This window comes from Actinocorallia sp. A-T 12471 (genome assembly GCF_033875155.1).
Classification (GTDB): domain Bacteria; phylum Actinomycetota; class Actinomycetes; order Streptosporangiales; family Streptosporangiaceae; genus Actinocorallia.
Window position 1 is genome coordinate 156,390 of record NZ_JAWZTE010000014.1, and the last position, 19,276, is coordinate 175,665.

At 72.5% G+C, this 19,276-nt stretch carries 18 protein-coding genes and 1 pseudogene; 7 read left to right on the forward strand and 12 right to left on the reverse strand.

The features are described 5' to 3' along the window. Positions 1–6: 6 nt before the first annotated feature. The 11 genes and pseudogenes from R9X44_RS30770 to R9X44_RS30820 form a co-directional block, all read right to left on the reverse strand. Positions 7–600 (reverse strand): histidine phosphatase family protein, encoded by a 594-nt coding sequence (locus R9X44_RS30770; protein WP_319817848.1) that lies wholly within the window; start codon positions 598–600, stop codon positions 7–9. Next, the gene (locus tag R9X44_RS30775) at positions 597–2,021 is read right to left on the reverse strand and encodes an FGGY-family carbohydrate kinase (RefSeq protein ID WP_319817849.1); all 1,425 of its coding nucleotides are present in this window, start codon (positions 2,019–2,021) and stop codon (positions 597–599) included. Before R9X44_RS30775 ends, R9X44_RS30770 begins: the two co-directional genes overlap by 4 nt. After that, entirely contained in the window at positions 2,018–3,469 is a 1,452-nt protein-coding gene (locus R9X44_RS30780; RefSeq protein WP_319817850.1) for an FGGY-family carbohydrate kinase, read from the reverse strand. Before R9X44_RS30780 ends, R9X44_RS30775 begins: the two co-directional genes overlap by 4 nt. A 2-nt stretch (positions 3,470–3,471) precedes the next feature. Then, entirely contained in the window at positions 3,472–4,701 is a 1,230-nt protein-coding gene (locus R9X44_RS30785) for an ABC transporter permease subunit (RefSeq protein WP_319817851.1), read from the reverse strand. After that, a complete protein-coding gene (locus tag R9X44_RS30790; RefSeq protein ID WP_319817852.1) occupies positions 4,698–5,492 on the reverse strand; it encodes an ATP-binding cassette domain-containing protein in 795 nt (264 codons plus the stop codon). Before R9X44_RS30790 ends, R9X44_RS30785 begins: the two co-directional genes overlap by 4 nt. A 58-nt stretch (positions 5,493–5,550) precedes the next feature. Next, positions 5,551–6,621 carry a sugar ABC transporter substrate-binding protein gene (locus tag R9X44_RS30795; protein ID WP_319817853.1) on the reverse strand — a complete coding sequence of 357 codons (1,071 nt, stop codon included), beginning with the start codon at positions 6,619–6,621 and terminating at the stop codon, positions 5,551–5,553. Between the two features lie 306 nt (positions 6,622–6,927). Continuing rightward, the gene (locus R9X44_RS30800) at positions 6,928–7,671 is read right to left on the reverse strand and encodes a sugar-binding transcriptional regulator (RefSeq protein ID WP_319817898.1); all 744 of its coding nucleotides are present in this window, start codon (positions 7,669–7,671) and stop codon (positions 6,928–6,930) included. A 36-nt stretch (positions 7,672–7,707) separates the two neighbouring features. Then, positions 7,708–7,839 (reverse strand): annotated as a pseudogene (locus R9X44_RS30805) (helix-turn-helix domain-containing protein); the annotation flags it as partial. 203 nt (positions 7,840–8,042) lie between these two features. After that, complete coding sequence (locus R9X44_RS30810) at positions 8,043–9,218, reverse strand: serine hydrolase (RefSeq protein ID WP_319817854.1); 1,176 nt, start codon at positions 9,216–9,218, stop codon at positions 8,043–8,045. Between the two features lie 26 nt (positions 9,219–9,244). Beyond that, on the reverse strand, positions 9,245–9,898 hold the full coding sequence (locus tag R9X44_RS30815; RefSeq protein ID WP_319817855.1) for a TetR/AcrR family transcriptional regulator: 654 nt from the start codon (positions 9,896–9,898) through the stop codon (positions 9,245–9,247). A 194-nt stretch (positions 9,899–10,092) separates the two neighbouring features. Next, positions 10,093–10,509 (reverse strand): MarR family winged helix-turn-helix transcriptional regulator, encoded by a 417-nt coding sequence (locus tag R9X44_RS30820; RefSeq protein ID WP_319817856.1) that lies wholly within the window; start codon positions 10,507–10,509, stop codon positions 10,093–10,095. Positions 10,510–10,653: 144 nt separating this feature from the next. Here R9X44_RS30820 and R9X44_RS30825 point away from each other — a divergent pair, with 144 nt between their 5' ends. From R9X44_RS30825 to R9X44_RS30845, 5 genes are all read left to right on the forward strand, one after another. Next, on the forward strand, positions 10,654–11,403 hold the full coding sequence (locus tag R9X44_RS30825) for a crotonase/enoyl-CoA hydratase family protein (protein WP_319817899.1): 750 nt from the start codon (positions 10,654–10,656) through the stop codon (positions 11,401–11,403). After that, entirely contained in the window at positions 11,400–13,334 is a 1,935-nt protein-coding gene (locus R9X44_RS30830; RefSeq protein ID WP_319817857.1) for an acetoacetate--CoA ligase, read from the forward strand. The genes R9X44_RS30825 and R9X44_RS30830 overlap by 4 nt, the downstream gene beginning before the upstream one ends. Then, positions 13,331–14,266 carry a 3-hydroxyacyl-CoA dehydrogenase NAD-binding domain-containing protein gene (locus tag R9X44_RS30835; RefSeq protein ID WP_319817858.1) on the forward strand — a complete coding sequence of 312 codons (936 nt, stop codon included), beginning with the start codon at positions 13,331–13,333 and terminating at the stop codon, positions 14,264–14,266. The genes R9X44_RS30830 and R9X44_RS30835 overlap by 4 nt, the downstream gene beginning before the upstream one ends. Beyond that, positions 14,263–15,129 (forward strand): amidohydrolase family protein, encoded by an 867-nt coding sequence (locus tag R9X44_RS30840; protein ID WP_319817859.1) that lies wholly within the window; start codon positions 14,263–14,265, stop codon positions 15,127–15,129. Before R9X44_RS30835 ends, R9X44_RS30840 begins: the two co-directional genes overlap by 4 nt. Before the next feature lie 79 nt (positions 15,130–15,208). Then, positions 15,209–16,390: an MFS transporter gene (locus tag R9X44_RS30845; RefSeq protein WP_319817860.1), complete on the forward strand. Its 1,182-nt coding sequence runs from the start codon at positions 15,209–15,211 to the stop codon at positions 16,388–16,390. On the opposite strand, the gene R9X44_RS30850 is transcribed toward R9X44_RS30845, so the two are convergent. Beyond that, entirely contained in the window at positions 16,277–17,023 is a 747-nt protein-coding gene (locus tag R9X44_RS30850; RefSeq protein WP_319817861.1) for a helix-turn-helix transcriptional regulator, read from the reverse strand. The genes R9X44_RS30845 and R9X44_RS30850 overlap by 114 nt on opposite strands. A gap of 385 nt (positions 17,024–17,408) precedes the next feature. Here R9X44_RS30850 and R9X44_RS30855 point away from each other — a divergent pair, with 385 nt between their 5' ends. Together R9X44_RS30855 and R9X44_RS30860 are read left to right on the forward strand one after the other, a co-directional pair. Then, positions 17,409–18,317 carry a phosphatase PAP2 family protein gene (locus tag R9X44_RS30855; RefSeq protein WP_319817862.1) on the forward strand — a complete coding sequence of 303 codons (909 nt, stop codon included), beginning with the start codon at positions 17,409–17,411 and terminating at the stop codon, positions 18,315–18,317. A gap of 215 nt (positions 18,318–18,532) precedes the next feature. Beyond that, entirely contained in the window at positions 18,533–19,234 is a 702-nt protein-coding gene (locus tag R9X44_RS30860) for a response regulator transcription factor (protein WP_319817863.1), read from the forward strand. Positions 19,235–19,276: the final 42 nt, after the last annotated feature.

Below are 19,276 nucleotides of genomic sequence, written 5' to 3' on the forward strand. Positions count from 1 at the left end.
GCTCCGTCACTGGGTGGGAGAGTTGTACTGCAGGAGCGCCGCGCGTCCGTCGCGCAGGCGGATCTCGGTGAGCGCGCCGTTGTCCAGGCGCGGCAGGAGCCGTCGGTACTCGCCGAGCGGCAGGCCGAGCAGCCGGCACAGCGCGAGCCTGATCGCGGTGGTGTGCGCGACGACGAGGACGCGCCCGCCCTCGATCTCCGCGAGGCAGGAGATGAACCGTTCGGCAGCCGCGTGCGGGTCCTCGCCGCCCGGCAGCGGGTGCGCGGCGGGGTCGGCCTCGAACGCGGCCCGCTCGGCGGGGAACGCCGCCTCCTGCTCGGCCTTGGTGAGCCCCTCGGCCCGGCCGAAGTCGAGCTCGCGCAGCCGCGCGTCGACCCGCAGGTCGAGGCCCGCCGCGTCGGCGCTGGCCTGGGCGGTGATGCGGGCGCGGCTCAGGGTCGAGGACCAGACGGCGTCGAGCCCCGCGCCCTTGGCCCACACGGCGAGCCGTTCGGCCTGCCGCGTCCCCTCGTCGGTCAGCGCGACGTCGCTGACGCCCGCGTAGCGGTTCTCGGCGTGCCAGACGGTCTGCCCGTGCCTGACGAGGACAAGATCGGTCATCGTGCGCTTCTTTCGTGTGCGTGCGCGGCGACGTGGGCGGGCAGCCAGCCCCGTGCGGCCAGCGCGTCCACGAACCGCAGGTAGTGGGCCTGATCGGCGGGGCGCGGTTCGACCACCTCGCGGGTGCGGGCCATCGTCGCGGTGAGCCCCTGGGCGAGCAGCGCCATGCCGAGGGCGGGTTCCGCGTTCTCCCGCAGCGTCACCGGACGGCCGAGCGCGTCGGCGCGGACCTGGGTGACGTAACGGCTGCGGGCCGCCCCGCCCGTCAGGATGATCTCACCGTCGACCGGAGCGCCGAGCAGATCCAGGTAGTCGAAACACAACCGTTCGATGAAGGCCGCGCCCCTGATGGCGGCCGCGTAGCGCGCTACGTCGTCGTCTATCTCGCCCAGGGTGAAGCCGCGCGCTTCGGGGGCGTTGAAGGGGAACCGTTCGCCGGGGGAGACCAGCGGATAGGTGACGGCGTCGAGGGCGGGCCGTCGGGCGGCCTCGTAAGACAGCTTGTCGAGGTCGCGGCCCGGAAGGTCGCGGGAGAGAACTCCCGTGCCTGTGCTCGACGCGCCGCCCGGCAGCCAGCCGCCGTCGGGCGCGCGGTGGGAGTAGACGACGCCCAGCGGGTCGCGCACCGGCTCGCGGGTGACGCCCTTGAGCACGAGGGTCGTGCCGAGCACGCTGTTCCAGCTCCCGGGCGTCGTCGCGCCCGCGCCGAGTTGCGCGGCGCACCCGTCGGTCGTCCCGGCGATCACCGGCGTGCCCTCGAGGAGACCGGTCTCCTTAGACGCCGCCGCGCACACCGTCCCCAGCACAGAGCCGGGACGGACCACGGGCGGCAGCACCGCGTCCGGGACGCCGAGCGCGGCCATGACGTCGCGCGGCCAGTCCTCGGCCATCAGATCGACGCCGGTCTTGAGCGCGTTGCTGAGGTCGGCGGCCGTCGCGCGGCCCACCAGACGACGGTTGACGTAGTCGTTCTGGTGGGCGAGCCGGAAGTCGCCGGGGAACTCGCGCAGCAGCCACAGCAGCTTCGGCAGCGCCCACGGCGGCTGCATCGCCCGGTAGCCGAGCCGGTCCCAGACCGCGCCGCCCGCCTCGTTGACGCGCGGCAGGAACGCCGCGGCGCGGCGGTCGTCGTACATGAGGGCGGGGGAGCGGGGGGCGCCCGCGTCGTCCACCAGGAGGACCGTGCCGGACGTCGCGTCGACCGCGACGCCGCCGACCTCGTCGGACGGGACGTCTCGCAGCGCCTCGGCGCAGGCCGCGGCGAGCGCGGCGTACCACTGCTCGGGGTCCTGCTCGTGCCGGTCGCCGTCGCGGCGGCTGGTGAGCGGACGGCTCGCCGCGCCCACCACGTCTCCGGCGTCGGTGACGGCCATCGCCCTGACGCTCTGGGTCCCGAGGTCGATGCCTACCCAGACCGTCATGCGCGCCTCCAGGGCGGGGTTCCGTCGCGGAGCGCGCGGAACCTGGTGAACACATCGTCATAGCGCGCGGGGGCGGGCTCGAAGGTGTCGCGGAGCCTGACGAGCCCGCGCGCGGCGTCGGCGAGGTCGCGGTGCGCGCCCGTCGCGACGAGGCCGGTCAGGTGCGCGCCGCGCGCGCCCACCTCGCGGTCGGCCGAGCGGTGCACGGGCAGGCCGGTGACGTCGGCGATCAGGCCGGTCCAGAACGCGTTCGCCGCGCCGCCCCCGCACACCCGCAGGTCGGCGACGGGCGAGCCGATCGCCGCGAGGCAGTCGCGCACGACGAGGGACAGCCCCTCGAACACCGCGCGGGCCAGGTGCTCGGGCCCGTGGTGCAGGGTCAGGCCGACGAGCGTGCCGCGCGCTGACGGGTCGGTGAAGGGCACCCGCTCCCCGGCCGGCGAAAGGTACGGGAGGAAGACGAGGCCGTCGGCTCCGGGCTCCGCGCGGGAGGCGAGCTCGGCGAGGGCGTCCGGACCGGGTGCGCCGAGGGCGCGGCAGGCCCAGTGCAGGACGTCGACGCCCGCGAGCGTCGGGAACGCGCGCAGGTAGCCGTCGTCAAGCGCCAGCGTGACGCCGACGGGATCACCGTCAAGGGGCGGCTCGGCGACCGGCGTCTCGGTGCACAGCGTGGTGCCGAGGATGCCGCACGCGGTGCCCGGCTCGATCGCGCCGACCCCATGTGCGGTCGCCGCGATGTCGTAGGGCGCGAGCACTACGGGGGTGCCTGCGGGAAGTCCCAGCAGGGAGGCAGCTTCGGCGGTGAGGGCGGCGACGCGTCCCGCGCCCTCGCGGGGCTCCGGAAGCAGCCTCGCCGCCCACTCCATGCCGAACAGGGCGAGGAGTTCCGGGGAGTAGCGGCGGGTCCGCAGGTCGAGGAAGGGCGCGGACGCGTCGGAGACGTCAACGGCGAGCTGTCCTGTGAGACGGGAGAAGATCCAGCCTCCACAGGTCAGACAGGCCGCCGCCTTGTCGATCCGTTCCGGCTCGTTGGCTTTGAGCCACGTGAGCAGCGCGTGAGACAGGCCGGGAAAGGTGGGGTTGCCACCCGTGCGGAAGGCACGTGCCGGAAGGCCGTCGGCCGCCCAGCCGTCCACGACCGACGCGGCGCGCCCGTCGTTCCACAGCGCCGCGGGCCCGACGGGGTCGCCGTGCGCGTCGACGAGCCACGCGCCGTCGCCCTGCGCGGTGACCGCGAGGAAGTCGACGGGCTCGCCGAGCGCCTCGCGCGCCTCGCGGACGGTGCGCGCGACGGCGTCCCAGACCTCGGCCATGTCCTGCTCGGCCCGGTCGGGCGCGGGCCGTCGCACGGCGGCCTGGCTCCTGGCGACGGCGGCCTCCGCGCCGTGGCGGTCGTAGCCGACCGCCTTGATCACCGAGGTGCCGACGTCCACACAGATGGCCCCCACGGTCAGCCCCTGCCCGCCGACGTGCGCGACTTGCGGGCGACGGAGTCGATGACGACCGCGAGCAGCAGGACGAGGCCCGTCACCATGAACCGGATCGAGGAGTCGAGGCTGAGCAGCGTCAGCCCGCTGGAGATCGACTGGATCACGATGATGCCCAGCAGCGCGCCCCACGCGCTGCCGCGCCCGCCGAACAGGCTGACGCCGCCGATGACGGCCGCCGCGATCGCGTTGAGGTTGACGTCGCCGGTGCCGCTGCTCTGGTTGGCGGCCGCGAGGCGCGAGGCCATGAGGATGCCGCCGACCGCCGCGAACGTCGAGCAGGCGATGAACACCGAGGTGTAGACGCGTCTGACGTTGATGCCCGCGCGCCGCGCCGCCTCGACGTTCCCGCCCACCGCGTAGACGGACTTGCCCCACTTCGTCCGGGTGAGCAGGTAGTGCATGACCAGCACCAGCGCGAGGAACAGCACGAACATCCAGCCGACGCCGCGCGCCTGGTTGAGGTACCAGACCGCGAACCCGACGACCACGAGCAGCGCGACGCTCCGGGCGACGAGGAAGCCGGTGCCCGTCGCGGAGAGCCCGGCCGCCGCCCGCGCGCGGGCGTGCAGGAACCCGCTGGCGAACAGCCACACCGACCCCGCCGCGACCAGAACATAGGACAGCCATGCGGGCACGAACGCGAGCTGCGCGAAGTGCACGAGGCCCGAGTCGAACGGCAGGTTGATCGAGCCCTTGGTGCCCAGCACGTACAGCTGGAGGCCGAGCAGCCCGAGCAGGCCGCCCATCGAGATGACGAAGCTCGGCACCCCGAACCTGCTGAACACCTGCGCGTAGATCCAGCCGACGACCACGCCCATGACGATCGAGCCGAGCACCGCCACGATCGCGGGCAGGCCCTGGTTCACGAACAGCACGGCGAGGATCGCCGCGGAAAGGCCGCTCACCGAGCCGACCGACAGGTCGATCTCGCCGACGAGCAGCACGCACACGATGCCGAGCGCCATGATCCCGACGGCCGCGGACTCCATCGTCAGGTTGACGAGGTTCGCGCTCGACAGGAACACGGGATTGAGCGCCTGCATCACCGTCCAGATGATGACCAGGCCGACGATGACGGGGAGCATGCCGAGCTCGCCCTGACGGGCCCGGTCCATGACGCCGGCGACCGCGCCGCCCAGACCGTCACGCGCCTTGAGGCGCTCGTCCTGAAGATCGGTCGTCACGCTCACGGGCGCGCTCCCTCCGTGCTGTGCCGCCTTGCCGCCCGGCGCGTCACGACGTTGTCGGTCGCGCCGGTGATGGCGGCGATGATGTCCTCGGGGGAGACCTCGGCGACGTCGAAGGTCCCGTTGTTGCGGCCGAGCCTGAGCACCGCCACCTTGTCGGCGACGGCCTTCACGTCGGCCATGTTGTGGCTGATCATGATCACGCCGAGGCCGTTCTCGCGCAGCCGCTCGATGAGGTTCAGCACCTCGGCGGTCTGCGCGACGCCCAGCGCGGCGGTGGGCTCGTCAAGGATGATGATCCTGGGGTCACCGAGCAGCGAGCGGGCGATCGCGACGGTCTGGCGCTGGCCGCCCGACAGCGCGGCGACCGGGACCCTGACCGTCGGGATCTTCGCCGACAGCTGGCGCAGCAGCTCCCAGGAGCGGGTCTCCATCGCGACGGTGTCGAGACGCGCGGGACGCAGCTCGTGGCCCAGGAACAGGTTCTCGATCACGTTCAGGTTCTCGCACAGCGCGAGGTCCTGGAAGACCGTGGCGATGCCGAGCTTCTGCGCTGCCTTCGGCGTCGGGATGTCGACCTGGCGTCCGGCGAACGTGATCGTCCCGGAGTCGGCGGGGTGGACGCCGGAAAGGATCTTCACCAGCGTCGACTTGCCCGCGCCGTTGTCGCCGACGACCGCGACGACCTCACCGGCGGCGACGTCCAGCTCGATGTCGGTCAGCGCGGCGACCGCGCCGAACGACTTGTTGATTCCGCGCAGGGACAGCACCTGCTCCGCGGGGTTCGCGGTCATGGAGGGCTCCTTGACGAGGAGGCGCGCGCCGCGGGCACGGCGGCGCGCGCCACGGGCGTTACTTGATGCCGAGCTCGGCGCAGGGCTTGGCGTACTCGGCGGTGCACACGTCGGCGGCCTTCATGATCCCGCTGTCGAACAGCACCTCCTTGACGTTCTCCCGGGTCACGACGGTCGGGACGAACAGCTCGGAAGGCGTGTCGTACAGGGTGGTCTTGCCCGCGGGCTTCTCGCCCTTGACGAACGCGTGCGCGATCACGGCCGACGCCTCGGCGACGATCTTGATCGGCTTGGAGATCGTGTTGTACTGGTCGCCGGAGATGATCCGCTGGGCGGCCGCGACCTCGGCGTCGTTGCCGGTGATCGGCGGGACGGGCTTGCCCGCGGCCTTGAACGCCGCGATCGAGCCGCCGCCCGTGCCGTCGTTGGCCGCGACCACGCCGGCGATCTCGTCGCCGAACTGGGCGACCTGGCCGCTCACCCAGTTCTGCGCCTTGGCCGGGTCCCAGTCGGGGGTGTCGAACTCGGCGAGCAGCTTGAAGCCGCTCGGGTCGACCGCGCTGTGGATGCCCTTCTTGATCAGGCCGGCCGCCGCGTCGGTGGGGGAGCCGTTGACCTGGAGGATGCCGCCCTCGGCCTTGGTCTCCTTCAGGTGCGTGACGAGCGACTCGGCGATGAGCGAGCCGATCTTCTCGTTGTCGAACGAGACGTAGTAGTCGGCGGCCGCGTCGGGGATGGGCCGGTCATAGGCGATCACGGCGGCGTCCTGCGACTGCGCGGTCTTGACGATGCTCGCCGCGGCGGCGGAGTCGACCGGGTCGAGCACGATGACCTTCGCGCCCTGCGCGAGCGCCGAGTCCGCCTGCTGCTGTTGCTTGGCGGCGTCGGAGTCGGCGTTCTGGTAGATCACCTTGCAGTCGGGGCAGAGTTCCTTCATCTTCGCCTCGAACAGCGGCTTGTCCTGGAGCTCGTAGCGGGTGGAGGCCAGGTCGGGCATCAGGAAGGCGACCTTCGCGCCGCCTCCGCCGCCCGAGCCGGCGTCCCCGTCCGACGAACACGCGGCGAGGGAGGAGACGGCGACGAGCGCGGAGACCGCGAGCGCCGCGGCCCGCAGCTGAACTTTCTTCACGATGACTTCCTTACTTACCGGGCGCCGGACGGGACTTCCCGCGACGGCCTCGGCTCCGGGGTGGCACGGGCCCTCGAGGGTCGGTCCCGTGGTGCCGACACGGTAGCGCCCATCCGGAACAAATGTCCAGCACACCTGTTCAGGCCCTGCCCAACCCCCAAACCGGACAAACCCAGAGTATGCGCAGCTCAACCCACTCCCCGTCCCCCCAAACCCCCCCAAACCCCACCGAACGAATGTGCAAACCCCCGCCGGCGGCGCCCACGAGAGGGCACGCCACAGCCGGGTCTGTGCGGGGAGGCGGGGTCAGCGGGGGCGGGCGGCGGCGAGGAGCCCTTCGGCGGTGGGGACGTCGCTGACCAGGACGTTGAAGTAGCCGCCGCGCGCGCCCGCGAGGATCGAGGGGATCTTCTCCTGGCCGACCGCGACGGCGATCGAGACCGGCACCCGGCGCAGGTCGGCGAGGCTCGTCGCGACGACCCTGTCGCTGCCCGGGTAGGAGACGGGCAGCCCGTCCTGGTCGTAGAACCGCGAGCACACGTCGCCGACGGCGTTGCGCAGGCTCGGCGCGTCGGACGGCACGAACGACGGCAGCACCTGCCGCATCAGCGGCGCGGCCCCCACCCCGACGAGCGCGCACTTGGCCCGCCCCCACAGCTCGTTGATCCGCCGGAACGAGGGCTCGTCCTGCAACGACCCGAACAGCGCGGGCCCGGGCAGCGCGGGCGCATACAGATAACTCGGCACCCCGCCAAGCCGCTCCGCGAGAATCCGCGTCGTCTCATTGGTCTGGAACCAGGGCTGCGGCTCCTCCTGCCCCCCGACGGCTGGAGCCACCATCACCCCCGGAAAGTGCCCGAGGTCCTCCTGTGCGCACTCATAAACCGTCGACCCGGACGACACGACGATCACGTCCCCCGGCATCAACCCCACCCCCCCGAGCGCCCGCGCCACCCCCGGCGCAAGCCACGGCCCGAGCCTCGCCCCCTCGGCCTTCGGCACAAGATAAGCCTGCCGCAACCCCACGGCCTCAGCGACCTCAGCCGCCAACCTTCCCCCGTCGACCCCCACAGGCCGCCGCACCCGGATCTCCACAATCCCCTGCCGCCGAGCCTCAGTGAGCAGCCTGCTCACCGTGGCCCGACTGACCCCAAGCCGCCGCGCGATGTCCGCCTGATTCGCATCCTCCAGGTAGTACTGCTGCGCCGCCGCATACATCAACTCCTGTGGAAACCGCGTCCCCGCGCCTTCCCCACCCCCGCCCACCGTCACGTCCGCCCCCACGCCACCCTCCCAGAATCTCCGTTCCGCACAAGTGTACCCATCCCGCCCGCGCTCCCGGATTCCCGGAACCGCGACCCCCTCCGAGTACCACGACAGGCGGGGCCCGTGCAGGCGGAAGGGGTCACGATTGTCGGGGGTCAGGGGAGGGAGCGGAAGGCGGTGAAGGTGGATTGTTCGTCTTGTTCTGTGCCGTGGTCGCTGAGTTTCACGATGACGGTTCGGGTCGGGGGGTTGATGTAGAGGTATTGGCCGTGGATGCCGAGGGCGGAGAAGTCGGTGGTGGAGCCTGAGGGGTGCCACCACTGGGCGGAGTAGCCCCAGTCGGTGATCTTGTGGGGGGAGGGGGTGGAGATGCGGGTGATCCAGGCCGGGGGGATGATCTGGGTAGTGGCAGAGCTGCCGTTGTTGAGGATGAGCCGGCCCAGGCGGGCGTAGTCGCGGGCTGTGGCGTTGAGGCAGCAGTACGCCTTTTCGGTGCCGTCCGGGTGGTCGAGGTTCCAGGTGGCGGGATGCTCCGCGCCCAGGGGACGCCAGATGCGGTCGGACAGGAGGTCCGCGAGGGGGCGGCCAGTGACGCGGGTGAGGACGAGGCCGAGGATCTGGGTGTCGACGCTGCGGTAGGTCGCGCGGCTGCCGGGGGTGTAGGAGACCGCGCGGTGGTCGGCGACGAAGCCCGGCAGGTCGTGGGTGAGGTACATGCGGGCGGTGCCGGTGAAGGGCCAGTAGACCTTGTAGTTCTCCGAGACGTCGACGCCGGACGCCATGTCGAGGAGGTCCCGGATGGTGATCTTCGCGTAGTCGCCGTCGGTCTTGAGCTCGGGGAGGAGGTCGGTGAGCCTGTCGTCCTCGGCGAGCTCGCCCCTCTCGATGGCCTGCCCGACAAGGAGGGATACGACGGACTTGGCCATTGACCACGACGACAGCGGGGTCGAGTCGGTGACGCCGTCGCGGTACCACTCGTAGCCGATCTTGCCGTCGCGCAGCACGATGAAGGCGTTCGTGTGGGTGGTGGTGAGGAACTCCTCGAACGGGATCGTCCCGCCCTCCCACGGCACGGTCTCCGGTGCGGTCCACGCCGTCGGCTCAAGCGGCGACGGCTCCTCGGCCGCCGCGACGGTACGGGCGGGGAAGAGGTCGCCCCACCGTGACGGCTCGGTCGTCTGCACCTTGTACAGGGTGTGCGGCGGCGGCACGTCCATGATCGCGGTCGTCGCGTAGGCGGCTCCCGTAAGGACGGCGAGCGCCACCGGGACGGCGATCAGCGCGCGGCGCACGCCGCGCCTTCCGGTGCGCGCGGGGGCGGGGGTTTCCATCGGCGGGGGCTCCTTCTCAGGGTCGGTCAGGTCTCGGCGGCGACGGCGGCGGCGACCGAGAGCCACAGCGCGTGCAGGAGCATGGTGAGCACCCTGTCGTCGTCCTGGACGGCGAGGTGGGGGAGGTGCTCGGCGATCGCGGGGTAGCGCTCGGCCGGGAGCGTCGCGTACGCGCCCGCCCATGCCTGCTCGTCGCCCTGCCTGACGTGTTCGGGCAGGACGGCGTAGCCCGCCCGCGTCCCCGCGTACGCGAGGATCGCTTCGGCGAGCATCCGCTGGTGCAGCGCGGCTTGCGCGCCGCGTAGGCCGATCTCCTCAAGCGCGCTCAGCATCAGCTCGACCACGGCGAACTCGCCCGGCCCGCGCGTCACCCGGCACGCGATCGCCGCGCCCACGTAGGGGTGCGCGACGTAGACGTCGACCACGCTCCGCGCGAGGGTCTGGAGCCGCTCGCGCGGTCCGAGCCCTTCGGGCACCCGCGCCGCGGCGATCTCCAGCAGCCGGTCCCCGACGGCGAGCAGCAGCGCGTCACGGTCCGCGAAGTGCCGCCACACCGCCGACCGGTCGGCCCCGAGTTCGGCTCCCAGCGCCCGCCCGGTCAGCCCGTCGGGCTCCCCCCGCGCCGCGACCCTGACCCCCGCCTCAACGATCAACTCCCGCGAAAGCCTCTTCCCCGCCACACCCACCCCTCCGCATCTGTGGTGTCATCACCGATGACACCACAGATGCCCAACCCACGCAAACCCCACAAGCTTGACGCATCCGAGGTCAGGTGATGCGCGACCCGAGTAAGCCCCACGAGCTGGGCGGGTGGAAGTCGGGAGGTGCGCGGTCCGCGCAAACCCCCACAAGCCGGGTGCGGCGGAGGTCTGGGTCAGGTGAGGGCGGTGCGGGCTCGGTTGAGGTAGTCGCGGAAGGTTTCGCGGTCGGCGGGGGTGAAGGACTTCAGCATTTCGGCTTCGAGGGCGGCTACGGGGGCGGCGTAGTCGGCGAGGAAGGCGCGGCCCGCCGGGGTGAGGCGGAGGATGTGGCGGCGGCGGTTGGCCGGGTCCACCGAGCGGGTGACGTAGCCGCGGCGTTCGATGGCGGCGATGACGTCGGCCATCGACTGCGGGGTGACGAAGGAGTTCCGCGCGAGTTCCGCGCCGGACATGTCGTCGCGGCGTTCCAGCACGGTGAGCGCCGTGTACTGCAGCGTCGTCAGCCCCGACGGCTTCAGCAGCTCGTCAAGACGGGCCCGCGTCGCCAGTTCCACCTGCTTGATCGAGTACAGCAGCGAGGGCTGTGCCATGTCCGCCTCCGCTCGACGCCGTTCGAAGATCCCCGGCGCACAGCTTAGCCCCGAGGCGTTTACAACCGATTCCACCGCTGGCATCATCAGGAACCCTGATATCAGGATTCCTGATGATTTGGAGGAGAAGTGCCCCTTTTGAGCGTGGAGACCGAGGGACGCGTCGCCGTCCTGCGGCTGACCCGTCCGGAGAAGCGCAACGCGCTCGACACCGCGACGATCCTCGCCGTCGAGCGGTTCTTCAGCGCACCGCCCGACGGCGTCGGCGCGGTCGTCCTCGCCGCCGAGGGCCCGCACTTCTGCGCGGGCCTCGACCTCTCGGACCTCACCGAGACCTCCACCTGGGAGAGCGTCCGGCACTCCCTCATGTGGCACAGGGTCTTCGACCGGATCGAGGCGGGCCCACTGCCCGTCGTAGCCGCCCTGCACGGAGCCGTCATCGGCGGCGGCCTTGAACTCGCTGCCTCCGCGCACATACGCGTCGCGGAAGAGTCGACGTTCTACGCGCTGCCCGAGGGCCAGCGAGGGCTGTTCGTCGGGGGCGGCGGCTCGGTACGGCTGCCCAGGCTGATCGGCGCGAGCCGGATGACCGACATGATGCTCACCGGACGCGTCCTCGACGCCGCCGAAGGCCAGGCGGCGGGCCTGTCCCACTACCTCGTCGGCCCCGGCGACGGCCTGGCCAAGGCCGTCGCACTCGCCGAGAAGATCGCCCAGAACGCCCCGGTTTCGAACTTCGCCGTCCTCAGCGCCCTCCCGCGCATCGCCGAGGCCGCCCCCGAGCAGGGCTATCTTCTTGAGTCGCTGATGTCGGCGGTGGCGGCGGGCAGCGAGGACGCCCAGGCGCGCATGCGCGCGTTCCTGGAAGGCAAGGCAGGAAAGGTGACCCGATGACGGCCCCGCTGACGACCCCCCAAGGCTGGGAGCACAGCGGCATCGGCCGTTACGTCTCCTGGCTCAAGGCGGAACGGAACCTCGAGTTCGCCGACTACACCGCGCTGCACACCTGGTCGGTCACCGACCTCGACGGCTTCTGGTCCTCGATCTGGGAGTACTGCGGCGTCCGCCCGCACACCCCGCCGACCGCCGTCCTGGACAGCCGCGCGATGCCCGGCGCGCGCTGGTTCCCGGGCGCGACCCTCAACTACGCCGAGCACGCGCTCGGCCTGCCCGAGGACGCCGACGAGATCGCGATCGTGGCGCGCTCGCAGACCCGTCCCGGCTTCGCACTGACCTTCGGCGAACTGCGCGCCCAGGTGGCCAGGGCACGGGCGGGGCTCAAGCGCCTCGGCGTGGGCCCCGGCGACCGAGTTGTCGCCTATCTCCCGAACATCCCCGAAACGCTCGTCGCCTTCCTCGCGACCGCCAGCCTCGGCGCGATCTTCGCCTCCTGCGCCCCCGAGTTCGGCGCGCGCAGCGTCATCGACAGGTTCGGCCAGCTCACCCCCAAGGTCCTGCTGACGATCGGCGGCTACCGCTACGGCTCCCGCGACGTCGACCGCACCGCCGAGGTGGCCGAACTCCGCGCCGGCCTGCCGACCCTCGTCCACACCGTCGCCGTCCCCTACGGCGACTTCACCGTCCCCGACGCCCCCACCTGGGACGACCTCCTCGACGCCCCCGCCGACGAGGGCTTCGCACCCGTCACGTTCGACCATCCGCTGTTCGTCCTTTTCACCTCGGGCACAACGGGCCTGCCGAAGGCGATCGTGCACGGCCACGGCGGCATCCTCCTGGAACACCTGAAGAACCACGCGCTGAGCTGGGACCTCGGCCCGGGCGACCGGATGCTCTGGTTCAGCACGACCGCGTGGATGCTGTGGAACACCCTGGTCTCGGCGCTGACCCGGCGCGCGTCACTCGTCATGATCGACGGCGACCCCGCCCACCCCGACCTGCGCGAACAGTGGCGGCTCGCCGAGGAGACCGGCGCGACCCTCATGGGCACCAGCCCCGGTTACCTGATGGCGTGCCGCAAGGCCGGGATCAACCCCGGCACTGAGTTCGCGCTTCCCCGGCTGCGCCAGCTCGGCGCGGCGGGCAGCCCGCTCGCGGCCGAGGGCTACCACTGGGTGCGCGAGCAGTTCGGCGACCGGGTGCTGCTCAACGTCGGCTCGGGCGGCACCGACGTGTGCACCGGCATCCTCCAGGGCTCGCCTTGGCAGCCGGTGTGGGCGGGCGAGATCTCCGGCCCGTGCCTCGGCGTCGCGGCCAAGGCGTTCGACCCCGAGGGAAACGAGGTCGTCGGCGAGCTGGGCGAGCTGGTGATCACCGAGCCGATGCCGTCGATGCCCGTGGGGTTCTGGGGCGACGCCGACGGCACAAGGCTCCGCGCCGCGTACTTCGAGGACTACCCGGGCGTCTGGCGGCACGGCGACTGGGTGCGGTTCACCGAGGACGGCCACTGCCTCGTCGCGGGCCGCTCCGACGCCACCCTCAACCGCGCGGGCGTCCGTCTCGGTACCGCCGACTTCTATGCGGTCGCCGAGGAGCTGCCCGAGATCGCCGACTCCCTGGTCGTCCACCTCGAGGACGCCGAGGGCGGCCCCGGCGAGCTCCTGCTGTTCGTGCAGACCGACGGCACCGAGCTCGACGACGCCCTGCGCGCCCGTCTGAAGACCGCGCTGCGCACCCAGCTGTCGCCCAGGCACGTGCCCGACGTGATCGAACGCGTCCCGCTCGTGCCGCGCAACCGGACCGGCAAGAAGCTCGAGGTCCCCGCCAAGCGGCTGCTGCGCGGCGCGCGGTTCGCCGACGTCGCGAGCCGTGACGTGCTCGCCGACCCGTCGTCGCTCGACTTCTTCACCACGTGGCGGCGCGCGTGAGGGCCGCGGTCGTCGGCACCGGCGTCATCGGTGCGAGCTGGGCCGCGCTGTTCCTCGCGCACGGGCACGACGTCGTCGCGGCGGACCCGGCCCCGGGCGCGGAGGACGCGTTGCGTGAGGCCGTCGCGGCGCACCGGCCCGCGCTGGAGCGCGCCGGACTCGCCCCGGACGCCGCCCGCCTCTCCTTCACGGACGACCCCGCCGAGGCAGCCGACGGAGCCGACTTCGTCCAGGAGAATGGCCCGGAACGTCCCGATCTCAAGGACCGGCTGTTCGCCGCCCTCGATGAGGCCGCGCCGCCCGCGACGGTCCTGGCCAGCAGCTCCTCGGGCATCACCCCGTCCCGCATCCAGCGCGCTTGCGCCCGCCACCCTGAGCGGGTGCTGGTCGGCCATCCCTTCAACCCGCCGCACCTGATCCCGCTGGTCGAGGTGGTGCCGGGCGCGGCGACGTCGGAGGAGGCGGTCCGCGCCGCGACCGAGGTCTACGCCTCGCTCGGCAGACGGCCCGTCCGGGTCCGCCGCGAGCTGCCCGGCCACCTCGCGAACCGCCTCCAGGCCGCGCTGTGGCGGGAGGCGTACCACCTCGTCGCGACGGGTGCGGCGACCGTCGCCGACCTCGACGCGGTCATCGCGCACGGCCCCGGCCTGCGCTGGGCCCTGCTCGGCCCGTTCGTGAACCAGCACCTTTCCGGCGGCTCCGGAGGTATCGCCCACATCCTCGAACACCTCGGCCCGCCGACCGAGCAGATCTGGGACGACCTGGGCGACCCCCGCCTCAACCCCGGCCTCGTCAACGCGATCGTCACCGGCGTCGCCGCCGAACTCGACGGCGTCGACATGGCGGCCCTCGTCGCCGAACGCGATCAGCTCCTCCAGCTCCTCATCGCCGCCAAGTCCGCAACCACGACCCTCGGAGGGACGACCCCGTGAACGTCGCCGACCTGACCGCGATCGACTTCCACGTCCACGTCGAACAGGACAACCACGGACATCTCGCCCTCGACGGCGAGCTGATGGACGCGTCAGCCGCCTACTTCCGCGCGGGACAGAACCGCACCCCGACCGTCGCGGACATCGCCGCGCACTACCGGGAACGCAGGATGGCCGCGGTGATCTTCACCGTCGACGCCGCCACCGCGCTCGGCCACCCTGCCCTGTCCAGCGCGGAGATCGCCGACGCCGCCGCCGCGCACCCCGACGTCCTCATCCCGTTCGGCTCGGTCGACCCGCACGCCGCCGACGCCGTCGCCAGGGCGCGCGGGCTCGTCGCCGACCACGGGGTGCGCGGCTTCAAGTTCCACCCGAGCCTCCAGGCTTTCGCCCCCAACGACACTGCCTTCTACCCGCTGTACGAGGCGTTGCAGGAACTCGGCGTCCCCGCGCTGTTCCACACCGGTCAGACCGGCATAGGCGCGGGCCTGCCCGGCGGGCGCGGGATCAAGCTGCGCTACTCCGACCCCATGCTCATCGACGACGTCGCCGCCGACTTCCCGGGACTGACGATCGTGCTCGCCCACCCATCGGTGCCCTGGCAGGACGAGGCAATCTCGATCGCCACCCACAAGGCGAACGTTTACATAGATCTGTCCGGATGGTCGCCCAAGTACTTCCCTGCCCAGCTCGTCAAGGCGGCGTCCCGGCAGCTCAGGCACAAGGTGCTGTTCGGCTCGGACTTCCCGCTCATCACGCCCGACCGCTGGCTGTCGGACTTCGCCAGGCTCGACATCGGGGAGGACGCCCGCGCGCTCATCCTCAAGGAGAACGCGGCGGGAGTCCTCGGTCTGCGGGACTGATCGCAGGACCGGCCGTGCGATCAAGCGCGCGCGTCACGCGATCAACCGGAAAGGGGGAGGGGAGGCGAGGCTCTAGGGCATGAGCACTCGATCCTCCCTTCCCGACTCCCCGAAGACCGCAGGACCACCGGCGTCGGCGCGGCGGTGGCCGCCGCTCGCCGCGCTCGCCTCAGGGATCGGCGCGCTCGTCGCCAGCGAGTTCCTGCCCGCCAGCGTGCTGCCCGCGATGGCCGCCGACGTCGGCGTCAGCGAGGGCGTCGCGGGCCTCGCCGTCGCGGCGACGGCGATCGCCGGGGCCGTGACCGCGCCGAGCATCGCGGTGCTGTTGCCGCGCACCGACCGGCGTACGGTTCTCGTCGGGCTGCTCGTCGCGTCGGTCGTGGCGAACCTCGCCGTGGCGGTCGCGCCGGGCTTCGCCGTCCTGCTGCTGGGACGGCTTGTGCTGGGCGTCGCGATCGCCGGGTTCTGGTCGTTCGCGTTCGGGGCGGGCACCCATGCCGTTCCCGGACGTGACCACACGGTCTCCACGTCGATCGCGCTCGGCGTCACCGTCGCGACGATCGCGGGCATCCCGCTGGCCTCGCTGGCCGGGGACGAGATCGGGTGGCGCGGCGTTTTTGTGGGGGCGGCCCTGCTCAGCGCGCTGGCGGCCGTGGCCGTCGCGGTGACGTTGCCGCCGGTGCCGGCGCACCCGTCGGCGGGGCTGGCGATGCTGCGGAAGGCGCTCGCGAACCGGCGGCTGATGGCGGGGGTGCTCGGTGTCGTGCTCGTGGCATTCGGGAATTTCGCGGCATATCCGTTTATCCGGGTCGTGATCGAGAAGGTCGATGCGGGGAGCACGACGTGGCTGCTGCTGGCGTGGGGCGTCGGCGGGCTCGTCGGCAACCTGGCGGCGGGGCGTCTCGCCGGACGGCTGCGCGCGGTCGTCACCGTCGCGCCGCTGCTGCTCGGGGTGAGCCTCCTCATCACCGTGACCGCCGACGCGACGGCGCTGCTCGCGGTCGCCGTCGTGCTGTGGGGCCTGGCGTTCAACATGGTCCCCGTCGCGACCCAGCTGTGGGTGACGCGGGTCGAGCCGGAGCGCGCCGAATCGGCCGTCGCGCTCCAGGTGACCGCGTTCCAGGTGGCGATCACGCTCGGGTCTGCGTCAGGAGGCGTGCTCCTCGACGCGCACGGCGTCACCGCCGCGCTGCTGCTCGGGGCCGCCGCCGCCGTCGCGGCCGGGGTGCTCTTCGCCCTGCTGCGGGTCCCACGAGGCTGAGGCGTCACGCCACGCCTGCGGCGCGCGGCCGTGGTGCGCGGAGAACGCCCGGCTGAACGCCGCCGCGGACCCGTACCCGACGGCGAACGCGACATGTTCCACGGAATGGGAGGACTCGCCGAGCAGTCGGCGGGCCTCCCGCATCCGCACCTCGCGCAGCACCTCGACGGGGCTGCGCCCGACCGCGCGCCGGAACCGCTCGCCCAGCGCCGACCGGGAAAGATGCGCGACACGTGCCATCCGCTCGACCGTCCACGCCTCGCCGGGCTGCGCGCTGACCGCCGCGACGACTTCGGCGACGACCGGATCGGGGGAAATGTCACGTTCCTCAAGGTCGAGCCACGACGACGTCATCGCCGCGCCGATGAGGTTGCCGTAGCTCGCGGCGAACAGCGACGTCCGGCACACGTCGGAGAGCTGGCAGATCCCGACGAGCGCCGCGACGCCGCCGTGGTGCTCACTGAACCCCCGCACGACGAGCGGACTCGGCGGCCGCAACACCGGATCGACGAGCCGCAGATCGGCGACCACCACATCGGCCCCCTCGACCGCCACGATCCGATGCGCCGTCCGCCCGTCCACCAGCACCGCGTCCCCCACCCCGAGCCCCTGCACCCCGTCCGCCGTCTCCAACAGCACCTCCCCGCCCAACACCAACGCCCACCGCGCACCACCCCCCACAACCTCACCCCCAGCCCCCACCCCCACCCGCCACAACCCACCCAACTCCCAACCCCCCCGCCCACCCAACTCCCGCCCACCACCCAGGACGCGGGCGTTCGAGGGCTGGGTGCTGGTCGGGGTGAGGGCGTTTGAGGGGTGGGTTTCGGATGGGGGGTTGGAGTTCGGGGTTGGGTCGGGGTTGTCGAGGGCCTGTGTCGCGGGCCCGGGCGGGTACGGCACGGGGTTGGCCGGGTGGGTCGTCGCCTCCGTCACGAGGGGAGCAGCGCGGGGGGAAGGGCGGGATATTCCCGGTTCGGTCGCCCGGTCTCGGCGTTTGCCGGGCGCTAACCTTCCGGTGGCTAGCTTCGGGGCGAACCCGACGAAGCGCGGATGCCCGTGCTCGAAGCTCGCGCGGACGCCGCCGCGCCGACCAGGCTGGAGCCCCGACGTGCTCGCCGGAACCGACCTCGCCACACCGACCCGGACCACGCCGGGCCCGCCGTACACCGCGCTCGGCGTGCTCCTGGCGTTCCTCACCCTGCTCGTCGCGGCCGAGGGCGGGCCCGTCAAGCTCGACCTGCTCCTGCACGACTGGGCACTCGACCAGCGGACGCCCTGGGCCGACACCTGCGCCGCCCTGCTGACCGCCACGGGCGTCGGCCTGCCCGCCCTGCTGCTCGCACTCCTCGCCGGAACCGTCATAGCGGGCCCGTACGCCTCCCCAAGGCGACGCGTCGCAAGCGCGCTTATCGCCGCGGGCATCCTGGTGGCGGGCGCCGTGGTCCGGCGCGGGTTCGCCGAACTCGTCGCCCGGGCCCGCCCGCCCGGCGAGGCATGGGCGGTCCTCGCCTCAGGCCACGCCTTCCCCTCCGGCCACACCACCTCCGCCACAATCGTCGCGGTACTCCTGGCCGCCGCCTTCCCCCGCCCTTCTGCCCGCCTCCTCATCGCCACCTGGGCCATCACCGTCGGCCTCACCCGCATCTGGCTGGGCGTCCACTGGCCCACCGACGTCCTAGCCGGCTGGTGCCTCGGCCTCCTCTGGACCACCACCACCCTCCCCCTCCTCCTCCACCCCGCCCCGACCCCCTCCGCCAACCCCTCCACGCACCTTGCCCCCGCACACCCGGCCCTCGCCCCCTCTGCCGACCCCCCTCTCGCCGAGCACCCCGCCGCGAGTCCCCCCTCCGCCACGCCCGCTAACATCGCGGTGGGCCGCGTCCCTGCCGAGCCCGCAGGCCCCGCCGCGCGCCGCGTTCGCTGAGCGTGCGGCGTGCGCGGCCGTCGCCGCTCTCGCCGCGTCCGCTGACTCGGCCGCGAGCCCCGCCCCCGCCGAGCGCCCCACCCTCGCACACTCCGCCGAGCGCCCCGCCGCGAGTCCTGCCCTCGCCGAGCACCCCGCCGCGAGTTCCACCCCGGCGCACTCCGCCGAGCGCGGACGGGCTCGGGGGGTGGGGGGTGGGCGCTTAGCATGGGGGTGTGGCCGAGTTGCTCGTGGTGGAGGACGACGAGACGATCGGTGATGTGCTCGAGTCGCGGCTTCGGGCGCGGGATCACGGGGTCGTCTGGGAGCGGACCGGGCTCGGGGCGCTTCGGGCGGCGGAGACGCGGCGGTTTGATCTTGTGCTGCTGGATCTCGGGTTGCCCGACCTTGACGGGATCGAGGTCTGCCGCAGGATGCGGCGGGTCCAGCCGGGGTGCGTGCTGGTGATGCTGACCGCGCGCCAAGACGAGATGGACGTCGTCGTCGGCCTCGAGGCCGGGGCCGACGACTACCTGACCAAGCCGTTCGGGTTCGCCGCCCTGCTGGCCAGGGTCGGGGCGCACCTCCGGCGCGGGGTTCCGGCCGCGTCGGCGCAGGACAGGGTCGTGATCGGCGACCTCACCGTCGACACCGCGGCCCGGCGCTGCACGGTCCTCGGGCATGTGCTCGAACTGCGGCCCAAGGAGTTCGACCTGCTCGCCAGGTTCGCCGCAGAGCCCGACACCGCGATCACCCGGGAGGCGCTGATGGACGACGTGTGGGACGCGCACTGGCACGGCCCGACCAAGACCCTCGACGTCCACGTCGCCGCGCTGCGCGGCAAGCTCGCGGCGGCCGCCGCCGAGCGCGGCGCGGCCCTGCCCGGCATCACCACACTGCGCGGCCACGGCTACCGCCTGGACACCCCCACCCGATGACGGTCCCTGGGCCCGGAACCCGGGCGCTCCCAGCGGGAACCA